This is a genomic window from Spirosoma terrae (genome assembly GCF_010435915.1).
In the GTDB taxonomy this organism is placed as follows: domain Bacteria; phylum Bacteroidota; class Bacteroidia; order Cytophagales; family Spirosomataceae; genus Spirosoma; species Spirosoma terrae.
In genome coordinates this window covers 234,104-254,192 of record NZ_JAAFZH010000001.1, presented here as the reverse complement: position 1 = coordinate 254,192, position 20,089 = coordinate 234,104, and the positions used below count along the sequence as shown (strand labels likewise).

Below are 20,089 nucleotides of genomic sequence, written 5' to 3'. Positions count from 1 at the left end.
CCCCTGCCTCCAGACGTTCCTATTTTGTGACGACAACTATATCCTGAAACGTAACGGCTTGCGTTCGGCCGCACCAACTTCCCGGATATACAGGATAGGTCTTCAGGAACCCATGCCGAATAAACAGATCGCGTACAGTTAACTCATCAAATGCAGTACCCAATTCTGGATCTTGTTCATTAAACACGTAACGTCCATCCTGCTTATATTGAAAATTATAGGTACTTGTAGGTTCTGCCATAAGAATACGGGATTCATCAGTAAGCAGAAAAAACGTAGCAAAACAACGGCCTCCTGGTTTAAGTACGCGACTAATCTCAGCTAAATAATTATCTACATCAGCCAGGGGCATATGTGTAAACACCGATGTTAAAAAGACAAAATCAAACTGATTATCTGGAAACGGGAATTTATAGTTTTTTGCCTCAAAGGAGCCGTTAGGATTGTAATGGCCATTATAAATATCGGCCTGCTGGAACTTGAAATTCGGGAAGCGGGGCGTAATCATTTTCCTACACCAATCAATCCCATGACCAACTATATCGAAGCCTTCGTAGTACCCCGGCGACTGAATGTAATCCGTTAAGGGAATGGCCATTCTACCGATTCCACAACCAACATCCAGCACAGAATCCGTGGGACGTAAACCACCTAGTTTAATAAAATGTTGCTTAAACTCCTGCCCTACGCGTTTAAAATCGCCCGAGCCAATAAAAATACGGGATCGGGGCGGGGTCAACAGATCCCGAAAACCCAGTACAAGTTCACCGTAATCAACTACGGATGTGTAGGCTTGCTTTATAGGTTTTCTTAATATTGGAGGAAGCACTGTTCGCACTAAGCTGGGAATTAATGTATGTGCCATATTACAGATCGGATTAACACCATTTTTGTGGTCAGTTGAAAAATAGATTTGAGTATGTATAGAGAAACCCACAAAAAGGTGAATGAATACCGACACTATTTGAATCAATAGGGAAAACAACCGGTATACTACGTCCACTTTTCAATTAGGCCGACATAGTCTCTCTACCTGTTATCTAAAATGAGTAACCTGTGAATTGATTAGCGAAAACGGGCTAAACAATACTTAAATACTTCCAATTGAGGCACTTTTACCGAACATCGTTGATCATAAAAAAAGGAGCTAACTGTTATTATTCAGTTAGCTCCTTTTTTAAGGACTTCTTTTATTAACGGTTATAGCTCCAGAATTTTAAACTCTGTGCGCCGGTTACGCTGATGCTCTTCTTCAGTTTTCGCATTTTTGACGATCAGCTGTGTTTCGCCATATCCTTTCGCCACCATACGCCCAGGATCAATTCCTTTGGATACAATATAATCAACGGCCGATTTAGCCCGGTTTTGTGACAAACGCATATTATAGGCATCAGGCGCACGAACATCGGTATGAGAGCTTAGTTCGATCTTCAAGGTTGGATTGTCTTTCAAAATCGTTACCAGCTTATCTAGTTCCTCTGCTGCATCAGGACGAATATTATACTTATCGAGGTCGTAATAAATATTTTCGAGTACAAACGTCTTATTCAGCGTGGCTTTATCAAGCAAAATTGCTACGTTGAAAGTCGTGTCAGTTTCGGGTTTAGTCAGGAAGATTTCAGGAATACTTTTTCCCTGCATCGTAAACTGCTCCCGACGTGTTAAATACCCTTTCCGTTCGGCCAGGATCGTATAATCCTTACCTTCTTCCAGCGGGTATTTGCCAAATGTTCCTGGCTGGCCAGTAGTTGCTTCGGCAATTGGCTGCCCGGTTGCATCATCCAGAATTCGAACTTTGGCCGAATCAAGCGGAGTAATTGGGGTTTCATTAGTAGAAACCGTTCCGGCCAGAAAATACTTCACCTTTTTTGGGCCACCACGCTTGTTTTGAACAATCGTTGTTGTATCGGCAGCTGGTCCTTCCTGGAAGAAATAAATATCGTCGTCGCCTTTGCCTCCAGCGCGATTAGAGGCTAAAAAACCTTTGGTAGGATTGATGTACATCAACCCAAAATCGTCGGATGGCGAATTAATAGGTTGGCCCATATTCTCTACTTTCGTTACACCACCAGACCGCGTTGCTACAAATACGTCCAGTTTACCTAGGCCTGGATGTCCATCCGAAGCAAAATACAATTTAGCATCCGCACCAACGTATGGAAACATCTCATCTCCGGGCGTATTGATATCCCGGCCCATATTTACCGGACGACTGAAACGGCCCGAAGCGTCGATGCTTGTCCGATATAGATCGATACCACCGGCACCACCAGCCCGGTTAGAGGCAAAATACAGCGTTTTACCATCGCCTGAAAAAGCGGGTGACCCATCCCAGGCAGTCGAATCACTGATCGGTAAACGTAGCGGTTGACTCCATACGTTTCCTTCTCCTAACCGGCTAATATACAGGTCAACATCCAGTCCGCCTTTACGTTTCCCATTATTGCCACGGGCAAACACCATTGTTTTGCCATCTTTTGAGAAAGCAGGTGTTCCTTCGTTCACCCCTCCCTGAAATATGTTGGTACTAAACAATTCAGGCTGACCAGTCGATACGACATTACCCGTTTCGTCAGGGGTTTGATTAAGCTTGGCTTTATACAGGCCCAACATCGGCAGGCCATTATTTTTATAGATCTGTTCTTTACGCGACGCAGTAAACACCAATTCATCTCCGCGCAGAATAGGCGCAAACTCCGCTCCCGGCGAATTAAGGTTATCCATGCTTTTGAGCGTAATCAACGATTTGTTTCTGGCGATTACGTCAACAGCCTTAAGGGTTTCGATCTCGCGCTTAGCTTTATCCAATATTGGCTTTGCCGTTGTACGTGGGGCATTGGCAACGTATTGTTGCAACTGCTCTAACGCGCCGGGGTAATTTCCCTGCGATTTTAGGGCATAAGCGTAATAAAAACGGGCTTCGGGTTCAGTCGTTTTAGCTTCAATTGCTTTCTGATAAAACGGGACAGCATCGCCAAATCGATTGGATAACCGATAGGATTCGGCCATATAATAATTTAATCGGGCAGGGTCGATGGTACCTTTCGACGCTTTTTCAAACTGGGTTAATGCCAGATTATATTCACCGGCATCATAATGACGAACTCCTTTTTTGTACGCCTGCATAGCCGAGTTGCAGCCAGCCAATCCGGTAGCCAATCCTAATGCGACCAGTACTACAGACAACGTATTGATTCTCATATAGATAATAATGCAGAGGCAATTCTTCACCCAAGATAAGGTAAATTTGGGTGGGTCTTACTTTTAACGAAACAATCCCCGATTTATTGAGGATGATTCAACAACCAAAAAGTTACTATTTAGCCAGGGCAAGTTAGCAAGCATTACCAGTAAATTACCAGCCTTTTTACATTTACTTGTTTTGATTATTCCTACTCTTATGCCCACATACGTAGCAGCCATTGACCAAGGCACCACCAGCACCCGTTGCATTGTTTTCAATCGTCAAGGTCAGATTGTATCAGTAGCCCAGAAGGAGCATCAACAGATCTACCCCCAACCGGGTTGGGTTGAACATGATCCGGAAGAAATCTGGAAAAATACACTTGAAGTGATCGCTCTGGCCCGTATCAAAGCGAAACTGTCCGCCCAGGATATTGTAGCCATTGGAATAACTAACCAACGCGAAACAACAGTCGCCTGGAATCGGCGGACTGGCAAACCCTACTACAATGCCATTGTTTGGCAGGATATGCGTACAGCCGACCTCGTGAATACGTTTGCGTCTGATGGTGGACAGAACCGTTTCCGACAACAAACCGGCCTTCCCCTAGCAACTTATTTTAGCGGTTTAAAACTGAGGTGGCTCCTCGACAACGTAGCAGAATTACGAGCCGATGCTGAAAAGGGTGATGCTCTTTTCGGGAATATGGACACATTTGTGGTATGGCACCTGACTGGCGGCACCAATGGAGGACTACACATTACCGACGTAACGAATGCAAGCCGGACTCAACTTATGAACCTACGGACTCTTGATTGGGATCAGGAACTACTTGATACGTTTAAGATTCCTCGGACTATGCTTCCGCAAATTCGTCCAAGCAGTGAGATTTATGGAATGGTTTCGTCGGAGGTTTTGCCGGGCGTTCCCATTGCCGGTATTCTTGGCGATCAACAAGCGGCTTTAGTCGGCCAAACCTGTTATGAGCCCGGCCAGGCAAAAAATACCTATGGAACAGGCTGCTTCCTGCTCATGAATACAGGAACAGAATTACGGGAATCGAATTACGGGTTATTAACAACGGTCGCTTATCAGTTTCAAAACGAACCGGCTCATTACGCTCTCGAAGGCAGCGTAGCCATTACAGGAGCGCTTGTACAATGGCTTCGCGATAATCTGGGTATCATTAAGAAAAGTACCGATATTGAATCACTAGCACGGTCGGTAGAGGATAATGGAGGTGCCTATTTCGTTCCTGCCTTTTCTGGATTATACGCTCCCCACTGGAAATCTGATGCCAGAGGCATTATTGCTGGTTTAACCCGTTTTGTCAATAAAGGTCATTTAGCAAGGGCAGTTCTGGAAGCTACTGCTTATCAGACGGTAGACGTAGTACGTGCCATGGAAAAAGATGCAGGTGTTCCTTTATCATCCTTACGGGTGGATGGCGGCATGGTTGTTAATTCACTCCTTATGCAATTCCAGGCCGACATTTTAAATGAACCGGTTATTTGTCCACGTATGACCGAAACAACCGCGCTTGGTGCTGCTTATGCCGCAGGTCTGGCGGTTGGCTATTGGCATAACCTTGATGACTTACGTCAAAATTGGGGCATCGATCGAGTATATGAACCTGCTATGGACGAACCGCAGCGCCAACGATTAACGCGCGGGTGGCAAAAAGCAATTGAACGATCCTTTGGCTGGGAAGACTAGAATGAAAAAGAGGACTTTAACGAGTCCTCTTTTTGTACCAGGAGCGGGAATCGAACCCGCACGGGCTTGAGGCCCACAGGATTTTAAGTCCGGCGCGTCTACCTATTCCGCCATCCCGGCGTTCTTCCACATAAGTGGACGAACATGTATGAAAAAAGCACCGGGGTCGGTGCCTTTTTCATGGAGCGAAAGACGGGGTTCGAACCCGCGACCTCGACCTTGGCAAGGTCGCGCTCTACCAGCTGAGCTACTTTCGCGTTTATCAATTTACCTTGTGTCGGCGAATTGTGGATGCAAATTTAAGGGCTTTTATTCGTTTGTCAAGCCTATCGACTATTTTTTTTCATCTGATTACTTCAACTAACAACCTTAAAACTGATTATAAAGCAGTTAGGGTCTAAAAAAAATCGGCAAACAACTAGCCGTTCAACAGAAATAAGCCTAGGTTAGAATCTTCCAGCGCATCAAGCCTAGTTTCGTTAGAAAATAGAATAGCGATGTCTTCAGTACCCCTAACCCATAGATGGAACTCCGACGGAAATTAATGGATGAGGCTTCCTCAAAATATTTAGTCGGACAAGTTACCTCAGCAATTTCATAGCCTTTATAAAAAATTTGAGCGATCATCTCATTGTCAAAGATAAAATCATCTGAGTTATGAGTAAAATCTAAGTTTCTCAGCACTTCGCCTGAAAATGCCCGATAGCCAGTATGGTATTCCGACAACTTTTGATTCATTAACAGATTCTGAGCAAACGTCAAAAAACGATTGGCGATATACTTGTACATAGGCATACCGCCTTTGAGAGCACCTTTACCTAAAATCCGGGACGCAAACACAACAGGATATAAGCCATTACCGATAATTGAAATCATTGCAGGTAATAGCATCGGAGTATACTGGTAATCGGGGTGAAGCATTACGACTATATCAGCACCAAGCTCTAATGCTTTAGCGTAACATGTCTTTTGGTTTCCCCCATAGCCTTTATTTTTATCATGTCTGATAACATGCTTTATACCTAATTGACGTGCCACCTCAACTGTATTGTCTGGACTAGCGTCGTCGACTAGAATAACATCATCTACAATATCGAAAGGAATCTCCTTATACGTACGCTCTAATGTGAGGGCGGCCCGGTAAGCGGGCATCACTATAATTACTTTTTTATTATTAAACATGGTTCAAAACTAAGGTGTAGGTAGCATTATGCCAATTATTTACGTAAGGAAGCCATTCACTTCACATATTGCACGTAGATTTGCAACTTGATGTTAGGTCATTAGCACGACATCAGATTTTATCTGCCTTATTGTATGCTCTCAAACGAAACATTATTTTTCCTTGCGTTTGCTGCTTTTGTTTTGCTCATTATGGCTGTGGACCTGGGAGCATTTTCCAAGCAAAAAAGCCATGTTGTTGAATTCAAAGAAGCCGCCATATGGAGCGCCATCTGGGTTAGTCTATCAATAGCTTTTTACTTCTTCTTACAAAATTTTGGTTATCTGGTCCACGGAATCACCGATATGGCCCGGCTTCAGGAAATACGAAATCGCTACGCTGAACACGTTAAGCTAGTACCTAGCAATTTTCCGGCCAGTTTAGCACTTTTCCAGCAAAACATGTCCCTTGAATACATCACAGGATATTTGGTGGAATACTCTCTTTCTGCGGACAATATTTTTGTCTTTATCCTGATTTTCAACTCGTTTGGTGTTCAACAGCGGTATTATAAAAAGATTCTCGTTTGGGGTATTCTCGGCGCTATTGTGCTGCGGTTTATTTTCATCTTTTTGGGATCTGCTTTGATTCAGCGCTTCGAATGGATTATGTATCTTTTTGGCGCTTTTCTGGTCTATACAGGATTACAACTCTTCTTTCAAAAAGAGGAAGATGAAACTATTGAGCCCAATAAGCATCCTGTTGTACGGTTTGCCAGCAAGTACTTGAATATCTATCATCGTAACGTTACCGACAATTTCTTTGTGCGTCGTAAAACAGATGGCAAGTTGTTCGTGACTCCGCTGTTTATTATTGTTATTGTTGTCGCCTTTACGGATCTGGTATTTGCGGTTGACTCGATTCCAGCTATTTTCTCAATTACGAAAGACCCCTACATTGTTTTCTTCTCTAACGTCTTTGCCATTATGGGGCTACGCTCGATGTTCTTCTTCCTGTCAAGCATTATGAGTCAGTTCCGCTTCTTAAAAGTCGGCCTAGCTGTATTGCTGACATTTATTGGAGCAAAAATGCTGGCTGAACATTGGCTAGCGGAATTAGGGTTCCAACCTGTTTATTCCCTGTATATTATTGTGCTGATTCTAGGTGTCAGCATCTTGGCGTCCTGGTTAATTCCGGAGAAAAAAGAAGCCTAAATTAGTTTTTATCACTACTTTAATGCTGTGCGAATACGTCTTTATCGTTACGTAGTAATCATACAGCATTAACGTATAGGAATGAATCAGCATTCTGTAGTTCTACGTGCTTTTCGCCGTCGGTTAACAAACCTTAGTAGCCGCAATAGATCATTGTTATTGGCCAGTCTGCCAGCAAATCAATTCCTCGATTTGCACGATGCCGATTTCCTGCTACAGAAACCATCGTTTAGCCTGATTGCCGATTTAATTGAAAAAAAATCGGCAATTTCAATTTGTGATGTTCTGGATGCGCGTCAGGAACGTAGCAATGAGGTAAGTGCTAAACTCCGTAAAATTGCCCGAACAGCCAGATTCATTACAGAAGAGCGTGGTACGGAAGATTTATTTGTCGGGTGGCCATTTGTGCGGGGTAAATTTCTCGATGAAACGGTTGTTCATACTCCTTTACTTTTTTTCCCCGTTGCTCTGGAGCAGCATGGGAAATCCTGGAAACTGCTACGTCGTGGCGATGAGCTAGCTTTTCTGAATCCAACGTTTGCATTAGCTTACGGACATTTCAACCAGGTTAAAATTCCTGAAGATACCCTGCGCAAAACCGTTGATGAGTTTGACCGGGATGCTCTTTCATTCAGAACTCAACTATATGAATGGCTAAAATCAAGCCCATTTGAACTTAATTTCAATCAGGATTTATTCGTCGATAAGCTCCAGTTCTTCAACAAGCTAAGTAGCAAAAGTCTCAATCAGTTAGAGCACGCAGGCGAACTGAAGTTATATCCCGAAGCAGTGCTTGGTATCTTTCCTCAGGCAGGTTCGTTTTTAGTACCAGACTACGATGCCTTGCTCGAAACAAACGAATCGGATGAAGCAGATAATCTAGACGTATTATTTCCTTTTTTATCGGATTCTACTACGGACCAGCCTTATTTGCCTGAGAACAAAATTCACACACCTCTACCGTTAGACTCGTCGCAGGAAGCAGCATTACGATTGGTCAAAGCCGGGCAGTCGCTGGTCATTCAAGGGCCACCAGGAACAGGCAAGTCACAGCTTATTGCCAATCTTATGGCCGATGCGGCTGCATCTGGAAAGCGAGTACTACTTGTTTGCCAGAAACGAGCTGCTCTCGACGTAGTAAACGAACGGCTTAGTCAGGTTGGCATGGCTCCTTTTTTGGCCCTGATACACGATTTCCAGGACGATCGGCGAACATTGTATCAACAGATTGCTAATCAGATTTCCTCGATTGACGACTATCGCCAACAGAATAGCAGCCTGAATACAGTACTGCTCGAACGGGATTTTGATCGAGATAGTCGCCAAATAGATGAAGTCGTAACAGAACTAACTACTTTCAAGTATGCTCTGTTCGATACTAGTGAATGTGGTGTATCAATAAAAGAGCTTTACTTAACTAGTGATCCAGCAGCTGTTTCCATACCTCTGGATGACACTTATCCACAATTCCATATTGACAATGTGGATAACTTTGTTCAGCGGCTTGTTGCTTATCAGCAGTACCAACAGCAATTGCCCGTAAATCATCCTTGGTTTGACCGGGTGAGTTTCGCTGATTTTTCTTCGCTTGACCTTACTAAAATCGAACAGGTTATTAACCGTTGGCAGTCAGTCAATCAAAATACCCGCTCACAATTTATTGAGCTACTTGGCTACCCAATATCATTAGATCAGGTAGTTGACTGGCAAGCGTATAATTGGGAGCTAACAGCTTTACTAACAACTATTGATACTGCATCTGGTAGAGAGCTCTGGCCAACCATACAATTTTTACGTAATAACACCACGCATGCTGCGTATTCTTCTAGTAAGCTAGACTTAGAACAACTCGCTCAACAGTGGGACAACGTATTGTTAAGTCCTGGACCTGAACAGAGTCTTAATCAATCGGAACTATCCTTTTCAGTAAGCTTACTTAACGATGCGCTTCAGGCCCGTTCATCGTGGCTACGTTGGACAATGTGGCAACTTACAGACTCCCGTAAAGAAAAGCTTAATCAATTAGCGACAGCAAATAATCTGACTCTGTCAGAAAACGATTTACGCATTTTACTACAAAAAATAGAAAAACGCCTACAGCTAGAAGAAATACAATTACAAGCTGATCCCCTATTCGATAAACTTCCACTTCCTGCCAGCCCTACCAGCTTACGATTGTTACGTCATGCAGTACATGTTGCGGAACAATTGAACGATTTAACGCCATTACGTAACCTTCCTCTATCAGCCTGGTTGACGGCTCAAACATTTAGCCATACTATCACCGCTTTACTACGTCTGGTCATACAAGTGGAGGCCCAATATCAGCAGGCGCAACTATACTTGACAGATAATCAGCTCCAAATTCTTTGGAAAGATGATAGGCATGCGACCGTTCTTCTCCAATCGCTGCGTCAGGATTTTGATTTACTAGTAGAGTCAGACAGATTATATAACGGATTTTCGCAAGCTGAACTATCTGTTCTTAAGCTACTAGTAAATAGCTCTTCCAGCCATTGGGCAAGCATCTTTCAAAACTCTTTACGACTAGCGTGGATTAACCATATAGAGCAGAAATATCCTTTACTACGTAGTGTTTCTTCTTTAAGACTGGAACAGTTGGAGCACTTGTTGCAAGAATGTATAGAGCGAAAGCAGGCGCTTAGCCGAGACATACTGATTACTAAGCTACGCTCGCAAACATATAAGAATTTACTTTTTAATCGCCTTAATAACGCTGTTACGTATCGCGATCTTTTTCATCAAACTACGAAGAAAAGATCCATCTGGCCCGTTCGCAAACTCATGGAATCGTTTGCCGACGAAGTATTTAAACTCGTTCCTTGTTGGCTTGCATCCCCAGAATCGGTATCTGCCATGTTTCCACTGCAGAAAGGCCTTTTTGATCTGGTAATATTTGACGAAGCTTCTCAATGCTTCGCAGAGAATGGCATTCCCGCCATGTTTAGAGGGAAGCAGGTAGTCGTTACCGGAGACAGTCAACAACTTCGCCCCAGTGACTTATATAAAGTTCAGTTGGACGAAATGGAAGTCGAAAATGAACCTACTGTCCAGACCGTCCTGGAAATTGAATCATTGCTGGAACTGGCATCGCAGCAATTACCGCAGGTTTCATTAACAGAACATTATCGCAGCCGCACCCTCGATCTTATTACGTTCTCTAACCGCCATTTTTACAAAAATAAGCTACAACTCCTACCTTACTTCGACGATGTTAACAGACAAGAGCCAGCTATTCATTATGTCAATGTTAAAGGAATCTGGAAACAAAATACCAATCTTGCAGAAGCTGAAGCGGTATTAGCCCTTCTGGAACGTCTAGCTATAGAAAACCCTCTTTCCTCAGTGGGGATCGTTACGTTCAACTACCCTCAACAACAGCTGATTCAGGAGCTTCTGGAAGGTCAGCCATTTTATAATACTGCTAACAGTCAAAATAATAATAAAGTTATCTCCTCTCTATTCGTAAAAAACATTGAAAATGTTCAGGGCGATGAGCGCGATATTATCATTTTCTCGGTTGGTTACGCTCCGGATGATCACGGGCGCATAAATTTACAATTTGGCAGTTTAAATGCCGCTGGTGGTACCAATCGACTAAATGTAGCTATAACCCGTGCCCGCGAGCAAGTGTACGTTATTACGAGCCTTTGGCCTCAGCAGTTGGCTGTCGAGAACGTAACAAACGATGGCCCTAGGTTATTAAAAGCTTATTTAGCATATGCTCAGAACGTAGCGCAAGGAAATTTCCAGTCACAATCTCAGCTGAATACAGTTTTAGGAACCAACGTATTATTAAAAGACCGGTTAGCCCACAAGCATCCAGACTGGCAACGAGAGCTTCCTTTTGCTGATTTAACGGTTAAGAGGAATGGTTTCTATGAGTCTCTTGTCTTAACTGATGATGAAGCCTATTATCAGCAATCTATTAAACAATCGCACGCCTACTTACCGGTTTCTTTACAAACTAGAAGATGGCCATTTAAACGACATTGGAGTCGTGAATATTGGCAAGGGCGTTGCTGAAATGGCAGCCAAACATATTACCCTATTTTAGGGTGCCTTATAAATACAAAAGCCACTTCACTGTCAGGTGAAAGTGGCTTCTGCTCATTTAGTTTACGAGTCTATTCCTTCATCATTCCCACAAACTGGTCAAACAGATAGTGTGAATCGTGTGGCCCCGGTGAAGACTCTGGGTGATATTGTACCGAAAAAGCAGGCTTATCTTTACGGCGAATACCTTCAATAGTCTTGTCATTTAAATTAATGTGCGTTAACTCGACATTATTGTGATCCATAATTTCGTCGGCACTCACAGCAAAACCGTGATTTTGAGAAGTTACCTCGCAGCGGCCCGTAATTAAGTTTTTAACTGGGTGATTCAAGCCACGATGACCATTATGCATTTTGTAGGTAGAAATTCCGCTGGCCAACGATAGAATCTGATGTCCCAGACAAATGCCAAACATAGGCTTATCAGCATCAAGCACTTGTTTAACCGTTTCGACAGCATAAGGCATTGCAGCCGGATCCCCTGGCCCATTGGCAATAAAGTAGCCATTAGGTTTCCAGGCGGCTAACTCACTGTAAGGCGTTCTGGCAGGAAATACTTTGCAAAAAACCCCGCGCTCATTAAAGTTTGATAGGATACTACGCTTAACGCCTAAATCCAAAACTGCCACTCTAAGCTTCGCTTCCGGATCACCTTGTTCGTAGGCTTCTTTTGTACTAACTTCAGAAGAAAGCTCAAGGCCTTCCATATCAGGGACTCGTTGCAACTCAGCCAACAACAGGGCAGGGTCAAGAATCTCCGATGAAATAATACAATTCATTACGCCTTTGGAGCGAATGTAACGTACCAATTGTCGTGTATCAACTCCATGAATCCCGACAATGTTGGCCCGTTCAAAGTAATCCTGCAATGAACCGTCGGCCGTATAACGAGAATGAATGTCGGAGAAAAAGTTGCAGACCATTCCTCGTATTTGGACTGCATTTGACTCTTGCTCAGCATTATTCAACACCCCGTAATTCCCGATATGAGACGTAGTGTTAATAATTACTTGACCATAATATGATGGATCTGTATAAATCTCCTGGTATCCGGTCATACCTGTGTTGAAACAGATTTCTCCACCGGCGGTCCCCTTTTTACCAAGAGCCAGGCCCTTATACACCGTTCCGTCTTGTAATACTAGTAAAGCTTCAGGTTGCTGTGTATGTTTCATCTATGCGTTTTGGCTTAAAAGATTAAAAAAATGGGCTAACTGTCACCAGTTAACCCATTTCTATATGACTTAATGCTTGATTCACCGTTTATTCTTCCTTACCGCCTTTTAAACGATCCTGCAGTTCTTTCAGTTCATCCCATTTGCCATCACGTGCTAAAGCAGCCTGTTCGTTCCAGGTTGTTGCATCATGGACATTGAAACGAGGACCAGCTTCTACTAGAATCTGCTGAACAGCTTCATCTTGAGCATCGGCTAATTGAGCAAACGTGGTAATACCTGCATTGTTCAGAAGTTCCGCGATTTTAGGGCCAACGCCTTCAATCTTCGTTAGATCATCACCAGAAGCTTCAGTAGCAGGTGCCGCTGTTTCTTCGATTACTTCTGCTGCCTCAACAGTTGCTGCAGGCTCAGTTTCAGCTGCCTGGCGAGAAGCGCCACGGCGGCTACGACGCGTTTTGGTTGCAGCACTTGCTTTTTCAGCAGCCGCAGCAATCAGTACTTCATTAAAATCAACTAATTCAATCAGGCAGGTTTCTGCATTATCTCCTAACCGGCTACCCAGTTTGATAATACGAGTATAACCACCCGGACGGCTAGCAATTTTATCAGCTACTGTCCCAAACAGTTCTTTTACTGTTTCTTTATTAGTTAATGTCTGAAACACCATCCGACGGTTCTGGTAGGTGTCATCTTTAGCCCGCGTCAAAATCGGCTCCACAAACTTGCGGAGTTCTTTTGCTTTCGCAACAGTCGTTTCGATCCGCTTATGCAGAATCAGCGACGACGCCAGATTTTGCAACATCGCTTCGCGGTGCGAATGTGTGCGGCCCAGGTGATTATCTTTTTTACCGTGTCTCATTATTTTTTGAGGGTTACGGTTTATAGTTTACGGCTCATGGTCAACTATAAACCATAAACCATAAACCGCAAACCGACTTAGTCTTCGTCTAATCTGTACTTAGAGACGTCCATACCGAACGTCAGATTTTTTTCTGCTACTAGTTGCTCTAACTCCGTTAATGACTTTTTACCGAAGTTGCGAAATTTCATCATGTCAGAAATTTCTAGCCGAACGAGATCACCTAACGTACGAACATCTGCCGATTTAAGACAGTTATAAGCACGAACTGAGAGATCCAGGTCAGCCAATGAGGTTTTAAGCAGTTTGCGCATATGCAGTACTTCCTCATCAACTACGTTCTCTTCTTCTGGCTTGGTCGTTTCAAACGTCATCGTTTGATCCGAGAAGAGCATGAAATGTTGAATGAGAATATAAGCTGCTCCTTTTAGTGCTTCCTCTGGGTGAATTGAGCCGTCTGTTTCAATATCCAGTAACAGCTTTTCAAAATCTGTTTTTTGCTCAACCCGAGTATTTTCAACGCTATATTTTACATTTTTGATTGGTGTATAAATAGCATCGATTGGGATATGTCCAAATGGTAATTCATTTGCCCGTGGTTCGTCAGCTGGAACATATCCACGACCCTTTTCCACAAAAATTTCCATTTCCAGATCTCTTGTATCATCGATATGGCAGATTTCCAATTCAGGATTCAGCACTTCGAATGATGGAGAGAATTTGGATATATCACCAGCCTTTAGGACTGACTGCTTCTTAATGTTGACTGTAATTTTGTTGTCAACCATGTCTGAAATCTTCTTAAAACGAACCATTTTTAGGTTCAGGATGATTTCAGTCACGTCTTCAACGACGCCCTCGATAGAAGAGAACTCGTGCAACACACCGGGGAATTTCACGCTTGTGATGGCATAACCTTCCAACGATGACAGCAGAATACGCCGAAGCGCATTACCGATCGTTACACCATATCCTTTTTCAAGGGGTTTGAATTCAAATACCCCGTGAAAGTCGTCGGCTTTCTCCACTACGACTTTGTCGGGCATTTGGAACGCTAAAATTGACATACGTTTCGTATTGTTTACAGCAGTTCTCTGCCTTGGCGTGAAGACTCAATTTTTAGCCTTTAGTTAGTAGCGCTTAGTAAACCTATTTAGCTTTTACTAGGCGCTACCCACTGCAAACTATCTATTATTAAAGCAAAAACTCCGTAAAAGGAATTCAGCCCGATTACTTCGAATACAATTCGACGATTGCCTGCTCGTTGAAGTTTTCTGGAATCTGGTCACGCTCAGGGTAGCTAATAAATTTACCCGTCAATTGCTGACTGTCCCACTCAACCCAGTTATAACGTTTTGTGCTACGTGCCGACAGACTAGTTGTAACTGCTTCCAGCGACTTCGACTTTTCACGAACGCCAATTAACTGGCCAGGCTTTAATGAATATGAAGGTATATTAACTACTTCTCCGTCAACAATGATATGCTTGTGCGAAACAAGCTGACGCGCAGCACGGCGAGAAGAAGCAATTCCTAAGCGATATACGGTGTTATCCAACCGAGCTTCGCATAATTTTAAAAGGTTTTCCCCGGTAATACCTTCACGTACTTGAGCACGGTGGAACAAAGCTCTGAACTGACGCTCAAGGATACCGTACGTATATTTAACCTTCTGTTTTTCCAATAATTGGAGCGCATATTCAGATTGTTTCCGCTTGCGTCCACGACCGTGCATACCCGGTCCGTAATTTTTCTTTTGAAGCGCCTTGCTCGTTCCTAAAATTGGTTCTCCGAACTTACGCGAGATTTTGGCTTTTGGCCCAGTGTAACGTGCCATTCTTTAATGAATGAATAATTGTGAAACATTGGACAGACACAACCAAATGTCGCCTGCCCCTATTCATGCCATCCGTAACTTATACGCGACGACGTTTTGGCGGCCGACAACCATTATGCGGCAGCGGAGTGATGTCGCGAATTGTCGTTACTTCAATACCAGAGTTTTGAATGGTACGGATAGCCGATTCACGACCAGATCCTGGACCTTTTACAAATACTTCTGCTTTCCGCATACCTAGATCATGAGCAACGGTAGCGCAGTTTTGCGCAGCCATCTGAGCAGCGTATGGTGTATTTTTCTTAGAGCCACGGAAACCCATTTTACCGGCCGAACCCCAAGAAATAACCTGGCCATTCATATTCGTGATCGAGATAATAATATTGTTGAAAGTAGCCCGGATGTGTACCTGGCCAACTGATTCAACAACTACCACCCGCTTTTTCGCTTTGTCTTTGCGTTTTGCTTGAGCCATTGTTTTAGGTAATCGTCATTGCCATAAGTCCCCATAATTTGTTATCCTTACAATAACGGCACATGGTTATGTATGACTCGAAACGACCTCTTAATTATTTAGTAACTTTTTTCTTGTTAGCAACAGTCTTCCGCTTACCCTTACGAGTACGAGAGTTGTTCTTTGTGTGCTGACCACGAACTGGCAGACCTTTACGGTGACGCAGACCACGGTAGCAACCGATATCCATTAAGCGTTTGATGCTCAATTGAACTTCTGAACGTAGCTGACCTTCTACTTTGTACTCGTTCGCAATAGCATTACGCACTGCGCTTGCTTCTTCGTCAGACCACTCACTGGCTTTTTTATCTACATTGATACCAGCGTCTGTCAGGATTTTTTTAGCCCGACTACGGCCGATGCCATAGATATATGTCAGCGCAATTTCACCTCGCTTTTTATCTGGAATATCAACACCTGCAATACGTGCCATTCTTAGCCTTGTCTTTGTTTATAACGGGGATTCTTTTTGTTGATCACGTACAGTTTCCCTTTCCGACGGATCACGATGCAGTCTTCGCTGCGCTTTTTAATTGACGCTTTAACTTTCATGTTCTTAGAAGTTAAGAGTGAAATCTAACGAATGGAGGTTAAGCCATACTGGATAAACCTTTTCTGCCCTTCATCCGTTATTCTTCACTTACTTATATCGGTACACAATCCGCGCCTTGCTTAGATCGTAAGGCGACATTTCTAACTTAACGCGATCTCCTGGTAAAATTTTGATGTAATTCATCCGCATTTTACCTGAGATGTGAGCTATTACCTCATGCTTGTTCGCTAGTTCTACCCGGAACATCGCATTTGATAATGCCTCCAAAATCACACCATCCTGTTCTATAGAAGTCTGCTTTGCCATGTTCGCTTTATGCCGCTATTAGTTCCTGACTATCAACCATCAGGCTAGTATTTGCGGTAACTGCTTCAATGAATTCGAAGGTTGTAAGAATTTCGGCTTTCCCTTTGCGCACAGCTACTGTGTGTTCAAAATGAGCCGAAGGTTTGCGATCAACAGTCCGAATTGTCCAACCATCACGCTCCTGTACAATCCCTTTCTTTCCGAAATTGATCATTGGTTCTATTGCCAAAATCATACCTTCCTGTAATTTCGGACCTTGTCCTCGTTTACCGTAATTAGGGACTTCAGGGGCTTCGTGTAAATTTTGGCCCACGCCGTGACCAACTAATTCACGAACCACTGAGTATCCTAATTTTTCTGTGTATGACTGAATAGCAAAGCCAATATCCCCAATTCGATTGCCTTCAACTGCCTTTTCAATACCTACGTATAACGACTCTTTTGTTCGAGTCAACAAACGTTTTGTGGCAGGACTTACATTACCAACTGGATATGTATAAGCACTATCGCTATGATACCCATTTAGCTTAACACCGCAATCAATAGATATAATATCTCCATCGCGCAATTCATACCGGCCTGGTATCCCATGCACTACTACATCATTGATGGATATACACAATGACGCAGGGAATTTATTGTATCCTAAGAAAGATGGTGTCCCTCCATTATCTCTAATGAACGCTTCAGCTACCTTATCAAGTTCCTTTGTTTGTACACCAGGCCGGATTAGCTTAGCAACTTCTGCGTGAGCTTTACCAAGTATCTGTGCACTATTTTTTATGAGAGCGATTTCTTCGTCGCTCCTGTAAAAAATCATTTTATCTTTTTTGTCAGAACTTGCCATATGTATTAGGCCGCAACGGTCTCATTTGTCCGACCTTGAACACGTCCAGACTTCATCAAGCCTTCATATCGACGCATCAATAGGTAGCTTTCAACTTGTTGTAACGTATCAAGTACAACACCGACCATAATGAGTAGCGACGTACCACCAAAGAATTGAGCAAAACCACTAGTCATACCCAACAAGTTAGCGATAGCTGGCAAGATTGCTACAATAGCCAGCATGATTGCCCCTGGTAGAGTGATGCGGTCTAACACCGTACCAATGTACTCAGATGTCTGAATACCAGGTTTAACACCAGGAATAAAGCCGCCACTACGTTTCATATCATCTGCTATTTGCGTTGGGTTAACGGAAATAGCAGTGTAGAAGAATGTGAAGACAATAATCAGTAAAGCAAACAGGACGTTATACTGCCATGTAGTGTAGCTTTGGAAAGCATTTTGTACACTAGCAGCAAAATCGCTTTTATCTGCAAACAAGCCTGATAAGTAACCGGGAATAAACATCAAAGCCTGTGCAAAAATGATCGGCATAACACCTGCTGCATTCAACTTCAATGGCAGATATTGACGCTGGCCGCCAACGACTTTATTCCCAATGACCTGTTTAGCGTATTGAATTGGAATCCGGCGCACGGCCTGGGTCAGAACAACGGCTCCCATTACAACAAAATACAAGGCTACCAACTCAAGTACAAAAATCAAGAGACCACCTGTGCCTCTGGACTGTTGCTCACCAATAATTGCTCCTGGAAGTCTGGAAACAATTCCAATCATAATAATCATTGAAATTCCGTTTCCTATACCTTTATCTGTAATCCGTTCACCTAACCACATACAGAAAACTGTACCGGCTGTTAAGATGAACAACGAAGAGACAGTAAATAATCCACGATCAATTAGTAGTGCTTCCGCTGGTATTGTCGTTCGGATATACGTAACAGCTTGTACTGCTGTTACGCCGATTGTAAGTACACGCGTAATTTGGTTCAATCGCTTACGGCCAGATTCACCTTCTTTCTGCATTTTTTGAAAGTAAGGCAAAGCCAGTGTAAGTAGCTGAATAGCAATAGATGCCGAGATATACGGCATTATGCCCAATGCGAAAATAGACGCTTTGCTGAACGCACCACCTAAAAAAGTGTCCAACAACCCAAGCAATCCCTGCGGATTTAAGTTGAGCTTGTTAGGATCAACGCCCGGTAGCACAATTGCGGAACCGAGACGGAACGCCGTAATAAACAATAACGTGTTGAGAATTCTATTCCGCAACTCGTCTATTGCAAAAATATTCTTAAATGTGGTGATCAGTCGGTTCATAAAAGTAGGCGGCTGATGCCGTGCTCACAACTTAATTCGCTGCTTCCTCTTTCGCTGGTTTAGCGGGCACAATTGCTTTACCTCCTGCTTTTTCAATCGCTTCTTTTGCGCTTGTTGAAAAAGCATGTGCATGAATCTCTACGGCCGAAGTTAACTCACCACGACTTAAGATTTTCACAAGATCTTTTTTACCTACTAAGCCATGTTGCAGCAAGAATTCGATGTCTACAACAGTTGCTTTGGTAGTATCAACTAATGCCTGAATAGAATCCAGATTGAGCGGTTTGTACTCAACACGGTTGATATTTTTAAAACCAAATTTTGGAACACGACGCTGAAGTGGCATCTGACCACCTTCAAAGTGTGTTTTACGGCTGTAACCAGAACGCGATTGCGCTCCTTTGTGACCACGCGTAGACGTACCGCCCATGCCAGATCCTTGCCCACGGCCGACTCGCTTGCGCTCTCTGACGGAACCTTTTGCCGGTTTAAGGTTGCTTAAATTCATGTTATTATAATTAAAAAGATGATTCTTTTGGCTACTTTCCAGACCATACTACTAAGGCATGGCGAAACAGGAAGCCAAAAGAATCGCAAAGATACTTAAATTTCTTCAACCTTTACTAAGTGCTGCACCTTATTGATAGCACCTTTCAAAGAATCATTGTATTCTAACTCAACGCTACGGTTGATTTTTCCCAAGCCTAATGACTTGATCGCATTTTTCTGAGATAGCGGTCGCTTAATAGTGCTACTGACCTGCGTGATGCGTACTCGTGCCATGTCTATTGCTCCTTTCTAATTAACCGTTAAATACTTTAGCCAAGCTCACCTGACGCTGAAAAGCAACTTGGTGAGGTAAACGCATTTTCAAAAGAGCGTCAAGAGTGGCCTTAACCACGTTGTGTGGGTTTGACGATCCTTTTGATTTTGCCAGTACGTCGCGTACGCCAGCTGATTCAAGAACAGCCCGCATAGCACCACCAGCAATAACACCTGTACCAGGAGCTGCAGGTTTCAACAATACAAACCCACCACTAAACTTACCCTCCATTTCGTGAGGTACAGTATGTTTTAAAAGAGGAATTTGCACTAAATTCTTTTTAGCATCTTCAACCCCTTTAGCAATAGCATCTGTTACTTCGTTGGCTTTGCCTAATCCGTATCCGACGACACCGTTACCGTCTCCGACAACGACAATTGCCGAAAAACTGAACCGGCGACCACCTTTTACCACCTTCGCTACGCGGTTGATGGCTACCACCTTTTCTTTCAGGTCGGCTTCGTTAAACTTTGTCGGTCTTGCTGCGTTCGTGTTCAT

At 43.4% G+C, this 20,089-nt stretch carries 19 protein-coding genes and 2 tRNA genes; 3 read left to right on the top strand and 18 right to left on the bottom strand.

Annotated elements, in window-relative coordinates; all coding sequences use genetic code 11:
- Positions 1 to 19: 19 nt before the first annotated feature.
- Both GK108_RS01120 and GK108_RS01115 read right to left on the bottom strand, forming a co-directional pair.
- Positions 20 to 865 carry a class I SAM-dependent methyltransferase gene (locus tag GK108_RS01120; protein ID WP_163941519.1) on the bottom strand — a complete coding sequence of 282 codons (846 nt, stop codon included), beginning with the start codon at positions 863 to 865 and terminating at the stop codon, positions 20 to 22.
- 335 nt (positions 866 to 1,200) lie between these two features.
- On the bottom strand, positions 1,201 to 3,201 hold the full coding sequence (locus GK108_RS01115; protein WP_163941517.1) for an OmpA family protein: 2,001 nt from the start codon (positions 3,199 to 3,201) through the stop codon (positions 1,201 to 1,203).
- 199 nt (positions 3,202 to 3,400) lie between these two features.
- Here GK108_RS01115 and glpK point away from each other — a divergent pair, with 199 nt between their 5' ends.
- Positions 3,401 to 4,900, top strand: a complete 1,500-nt coding sequence (glpK, locus tag GK108_RS01110; protein ID WP_163941515.1) for a glycerol kinase GlpK — start codon at positions 3,401 to 3,403, stop codon at positions 4,898 to 4,900.
- Positions 4,901 to 4,935: 35 nt separating this feature from the next.
- Here the strand turns inward: glpK and GK108_RS01105 are convergent.
- From GK108_RS01105 to GK108_RS01095, 3 genes are all read right to left on the bottom strand, one after another.
- Positions 4,936 to 5,020: transfer RNA gene (locus GK108_RS01105), tRNA-Leu, on the bottom strand.
- Between the two features lie 61 nt (positions 5,021 to 5,081).
- Positions 5,082 to 5,157 (bottom strand) — tRNA-Gly (locus tag GK108_RS01100).
- A 184-nt stretch (positions 5,158 to 5,341) separates the two neighbouring features.
- The gene (locus tag GK108_RS01095) at positions 5,342 to 6,082 is read right to left on the bottom strand and encodes a glycosyltransferase family 2 protein (RefSeq protein ID WP_163941513.1); all 741 of its coding nucleotides are present in this window, start codon (positions 6,080 to 6,082) and stop codon (positions 5,342 to 5,344) included.
- Positions 6,083 to 6,217: 135 nt separating this feature from the next.
- Between GK108_RS01095 and GK108_RS01090 the strand changes: the two genes are divergently transcribed.
- A complete protein-coding gene (locus GK108_RS01090; protein WP_163941509.1) occupies positions 6,218 to 7,276 on the top strand; it encodes a TerC/Alx family metal homeostasis membrane protein in 1,059 nt (352 codons plus the stop codon).
- A gap of 81 nt (positions 7,277 to 7,357) precedes the next feature.
- Complete coding sequence (locus GK108_RS01085) at positions 7,358 to 11,323, top strand: AAA domain-containing protein (RefSeq protein WP_163941506.1); 3,966 nt, start codon at positions 7,358 to 7,360, stop codon at positions 11,321 to 11,323.
- A gap of 101 nt (positions 11,324 to 11,424) precedes the next feature.
- Here GK108_RS01085 and carA read toward each other — a convergent pair whose 3' ends face one another.
- The 13 genes from carA to rpsE all read right to left on the bottom strand — a co-directional run bounded on the left by carA (position 11,425) and on the right by rpsE (position 20,089).
- Positions 11,425 to 12,528 carry a glutamine-hydrolyzing carbamoyl-phosphate synthase small subunit gene (carA, locus tag GK108_RS01080; protein ID WP_163941503.1) on the bottom strand — a complete coding sequence of 368 codons (1,104 nt, stop codon included), beginning with the start codon at positions 12,526 to 12,528 and terminating at the stop codon, positions 11,425 to 11,427.
- Positions 12,529 to 12,616: 88 nt separating this feature from the next.
- On the bottom strand, positions 12,617 to 13,390 hold the full coding sequence (gene rplQ / locus GK108_RS01075; protein WP_163941500.1) for a 50S ribosomal protein L17: 774 nt from the start codon (positions 13,388 to 13,390) through the stop codon (positions 12,617 to 12,619).
- 77 nt (positions 13,391 to 13,467) lie between these two features.
- The gene (locus GK108_RS01070; RefSeq protein ID WP_163941497.1) at positions 13,468 to 14,457 is read right to left on the bottom strand and encodes a DNA-directed RNA polymerase subunit alpha; all 990 of its coding nucleotides are present in this window, start codon (positions 14,455 to 14,457) and stop codon (positions 13,468 to 13,470) included.
- A 163-nt stretch (positions 14,458 to 14,620) separates the two neighbouring features.
- The gene (rpsD, locus tag GK108_RS01065; RefSeq protein ID WP_163941494.1) at positions 14,621 to 15,226 is read right to left on the bottom strand and encodes a 30S ribosomal protein S4; all 606 of its coding nucleotides are present in this window, start codon (positions 15,224 to 15,226) and stop codon (positions 14,621 to 14,623) included.
- A gap of 79 nt (positions 15,227 to 15,305) precedes the next feature.
- Positions 15,306 to 15,701, bottom strand: coding sequence for a 30S ribosomal protein S11 (rpsK, locus tag GK108_RS01060; protein ID WP_163941491.1), 396 nt, complete (start codon positions 15,699 to 15,701; stop codon positions 15,306 to 15,308).
- A 94-nt stretch (positions 15,702 to 15,795) separates the two neighbouring features.
- The gene (gene rpsM, locus GK108_RS01055) at positions 15,796 to 16,173 is read right to left on the bottom strand and encodes a 30S ribosomal protein S13 (RefSeq protein ID WP_163941488.1); all 378 of its coding nucleotides are present in this window, start codon (positions 16,171 to 16,173) and stop codon (positions 15,796 to 15,798) included.
- Between the two features lie 2 nt (positions 16,174 to 16,175).
- On the bottom strand, positions 16,176 to 16,292 hold the full coding sequence (gene ykgO / locus GK108_RS01050; RefSeq protein WP_009284800.1) for a type B 50S ribosomal protein L36: 117 nt from the start codon (positions 16,290 to 16,292) through the stop codon (positions 16,176 to 16,178).
- Between the two features lie 88 nt (positions 16,293 to 16,380).
- Complete coding sequence (gene infA / locus GK108_RS01045) at positions 16,381 to 16,599, bottom strand: translation initiation factor IF-1 (protein WP_163941485.1); 219 nt, start codon at positions 16,597 to 16,599, stop codon at positions 16,381 to 16,383.
- A 7-nt stretch (positions 16,600 to 16,606) separates the two neighbouring features.
- Entirely contained in the window at positions 16,607 to 17,419 is an 813-nt protein-coding gene (gene map / locus GK108_RS01040) for a type I methionyl aminopeptidase (protein WP_163943704.1), read from the bottom strand.
- A gap of 32 nt (positions 17,420 to 17,451) precedes the next feature.
- Positions 17,452 to 18,768: a preprotein translocase subunit SecY gene (secY, locus tag GK108_RS01035; protein WP_163941482.1), complete on the bottom strand. Its 1,317-nt coding sequence runs from the start codon at positions 18,766 to 18,768 to the stop codon at positions 17,452 to 17,454.
- A 31-nt stretch (positions 18,769 to 18,799) separates the two neighbouring features.
- The gene (gene rplO, locus GK108_RS01030; RefSeq protein ID WP_163941479.1) at positions 18,800 to 19,276 is read right to left on the bottom strand and encodes a 50S ribosomal protein L15; all 477 of its coding nucleotides are present in this window, start codon (positions 19,274 to 19,276) and stop codon (positions 18,800 to 18,802) included.
- Between the two features lie 95 nt (positions 19,277 to 19,371).
- On the bottom strand, positions 19,372 to 19,551 hold the full coding sequence (gene rpmD / locus GK108_RS01025) for a 50S ribosomal protein L30 (protein ID WP_162388475.1): 180 nt from the start codon (positions 19,549 to 19,551) through the stop codon (positions 19,372 to 19,374).
- Positions 19,552 to 19,570: 19 nt separating this feature from the next.
- The gene (gene rpsE, locus GK108_RS01020; RefSeq protein ID WP_163941476.1) at positions 19,571 to 20,089 is read right to left on the bottom strand and encodes a 30S ribosomal protein S5; all 519 of its coding nucleotides are present in this window, start codon (positions 20,087 to 20,089) and stop codon (positions 19,571 to 19,573) included.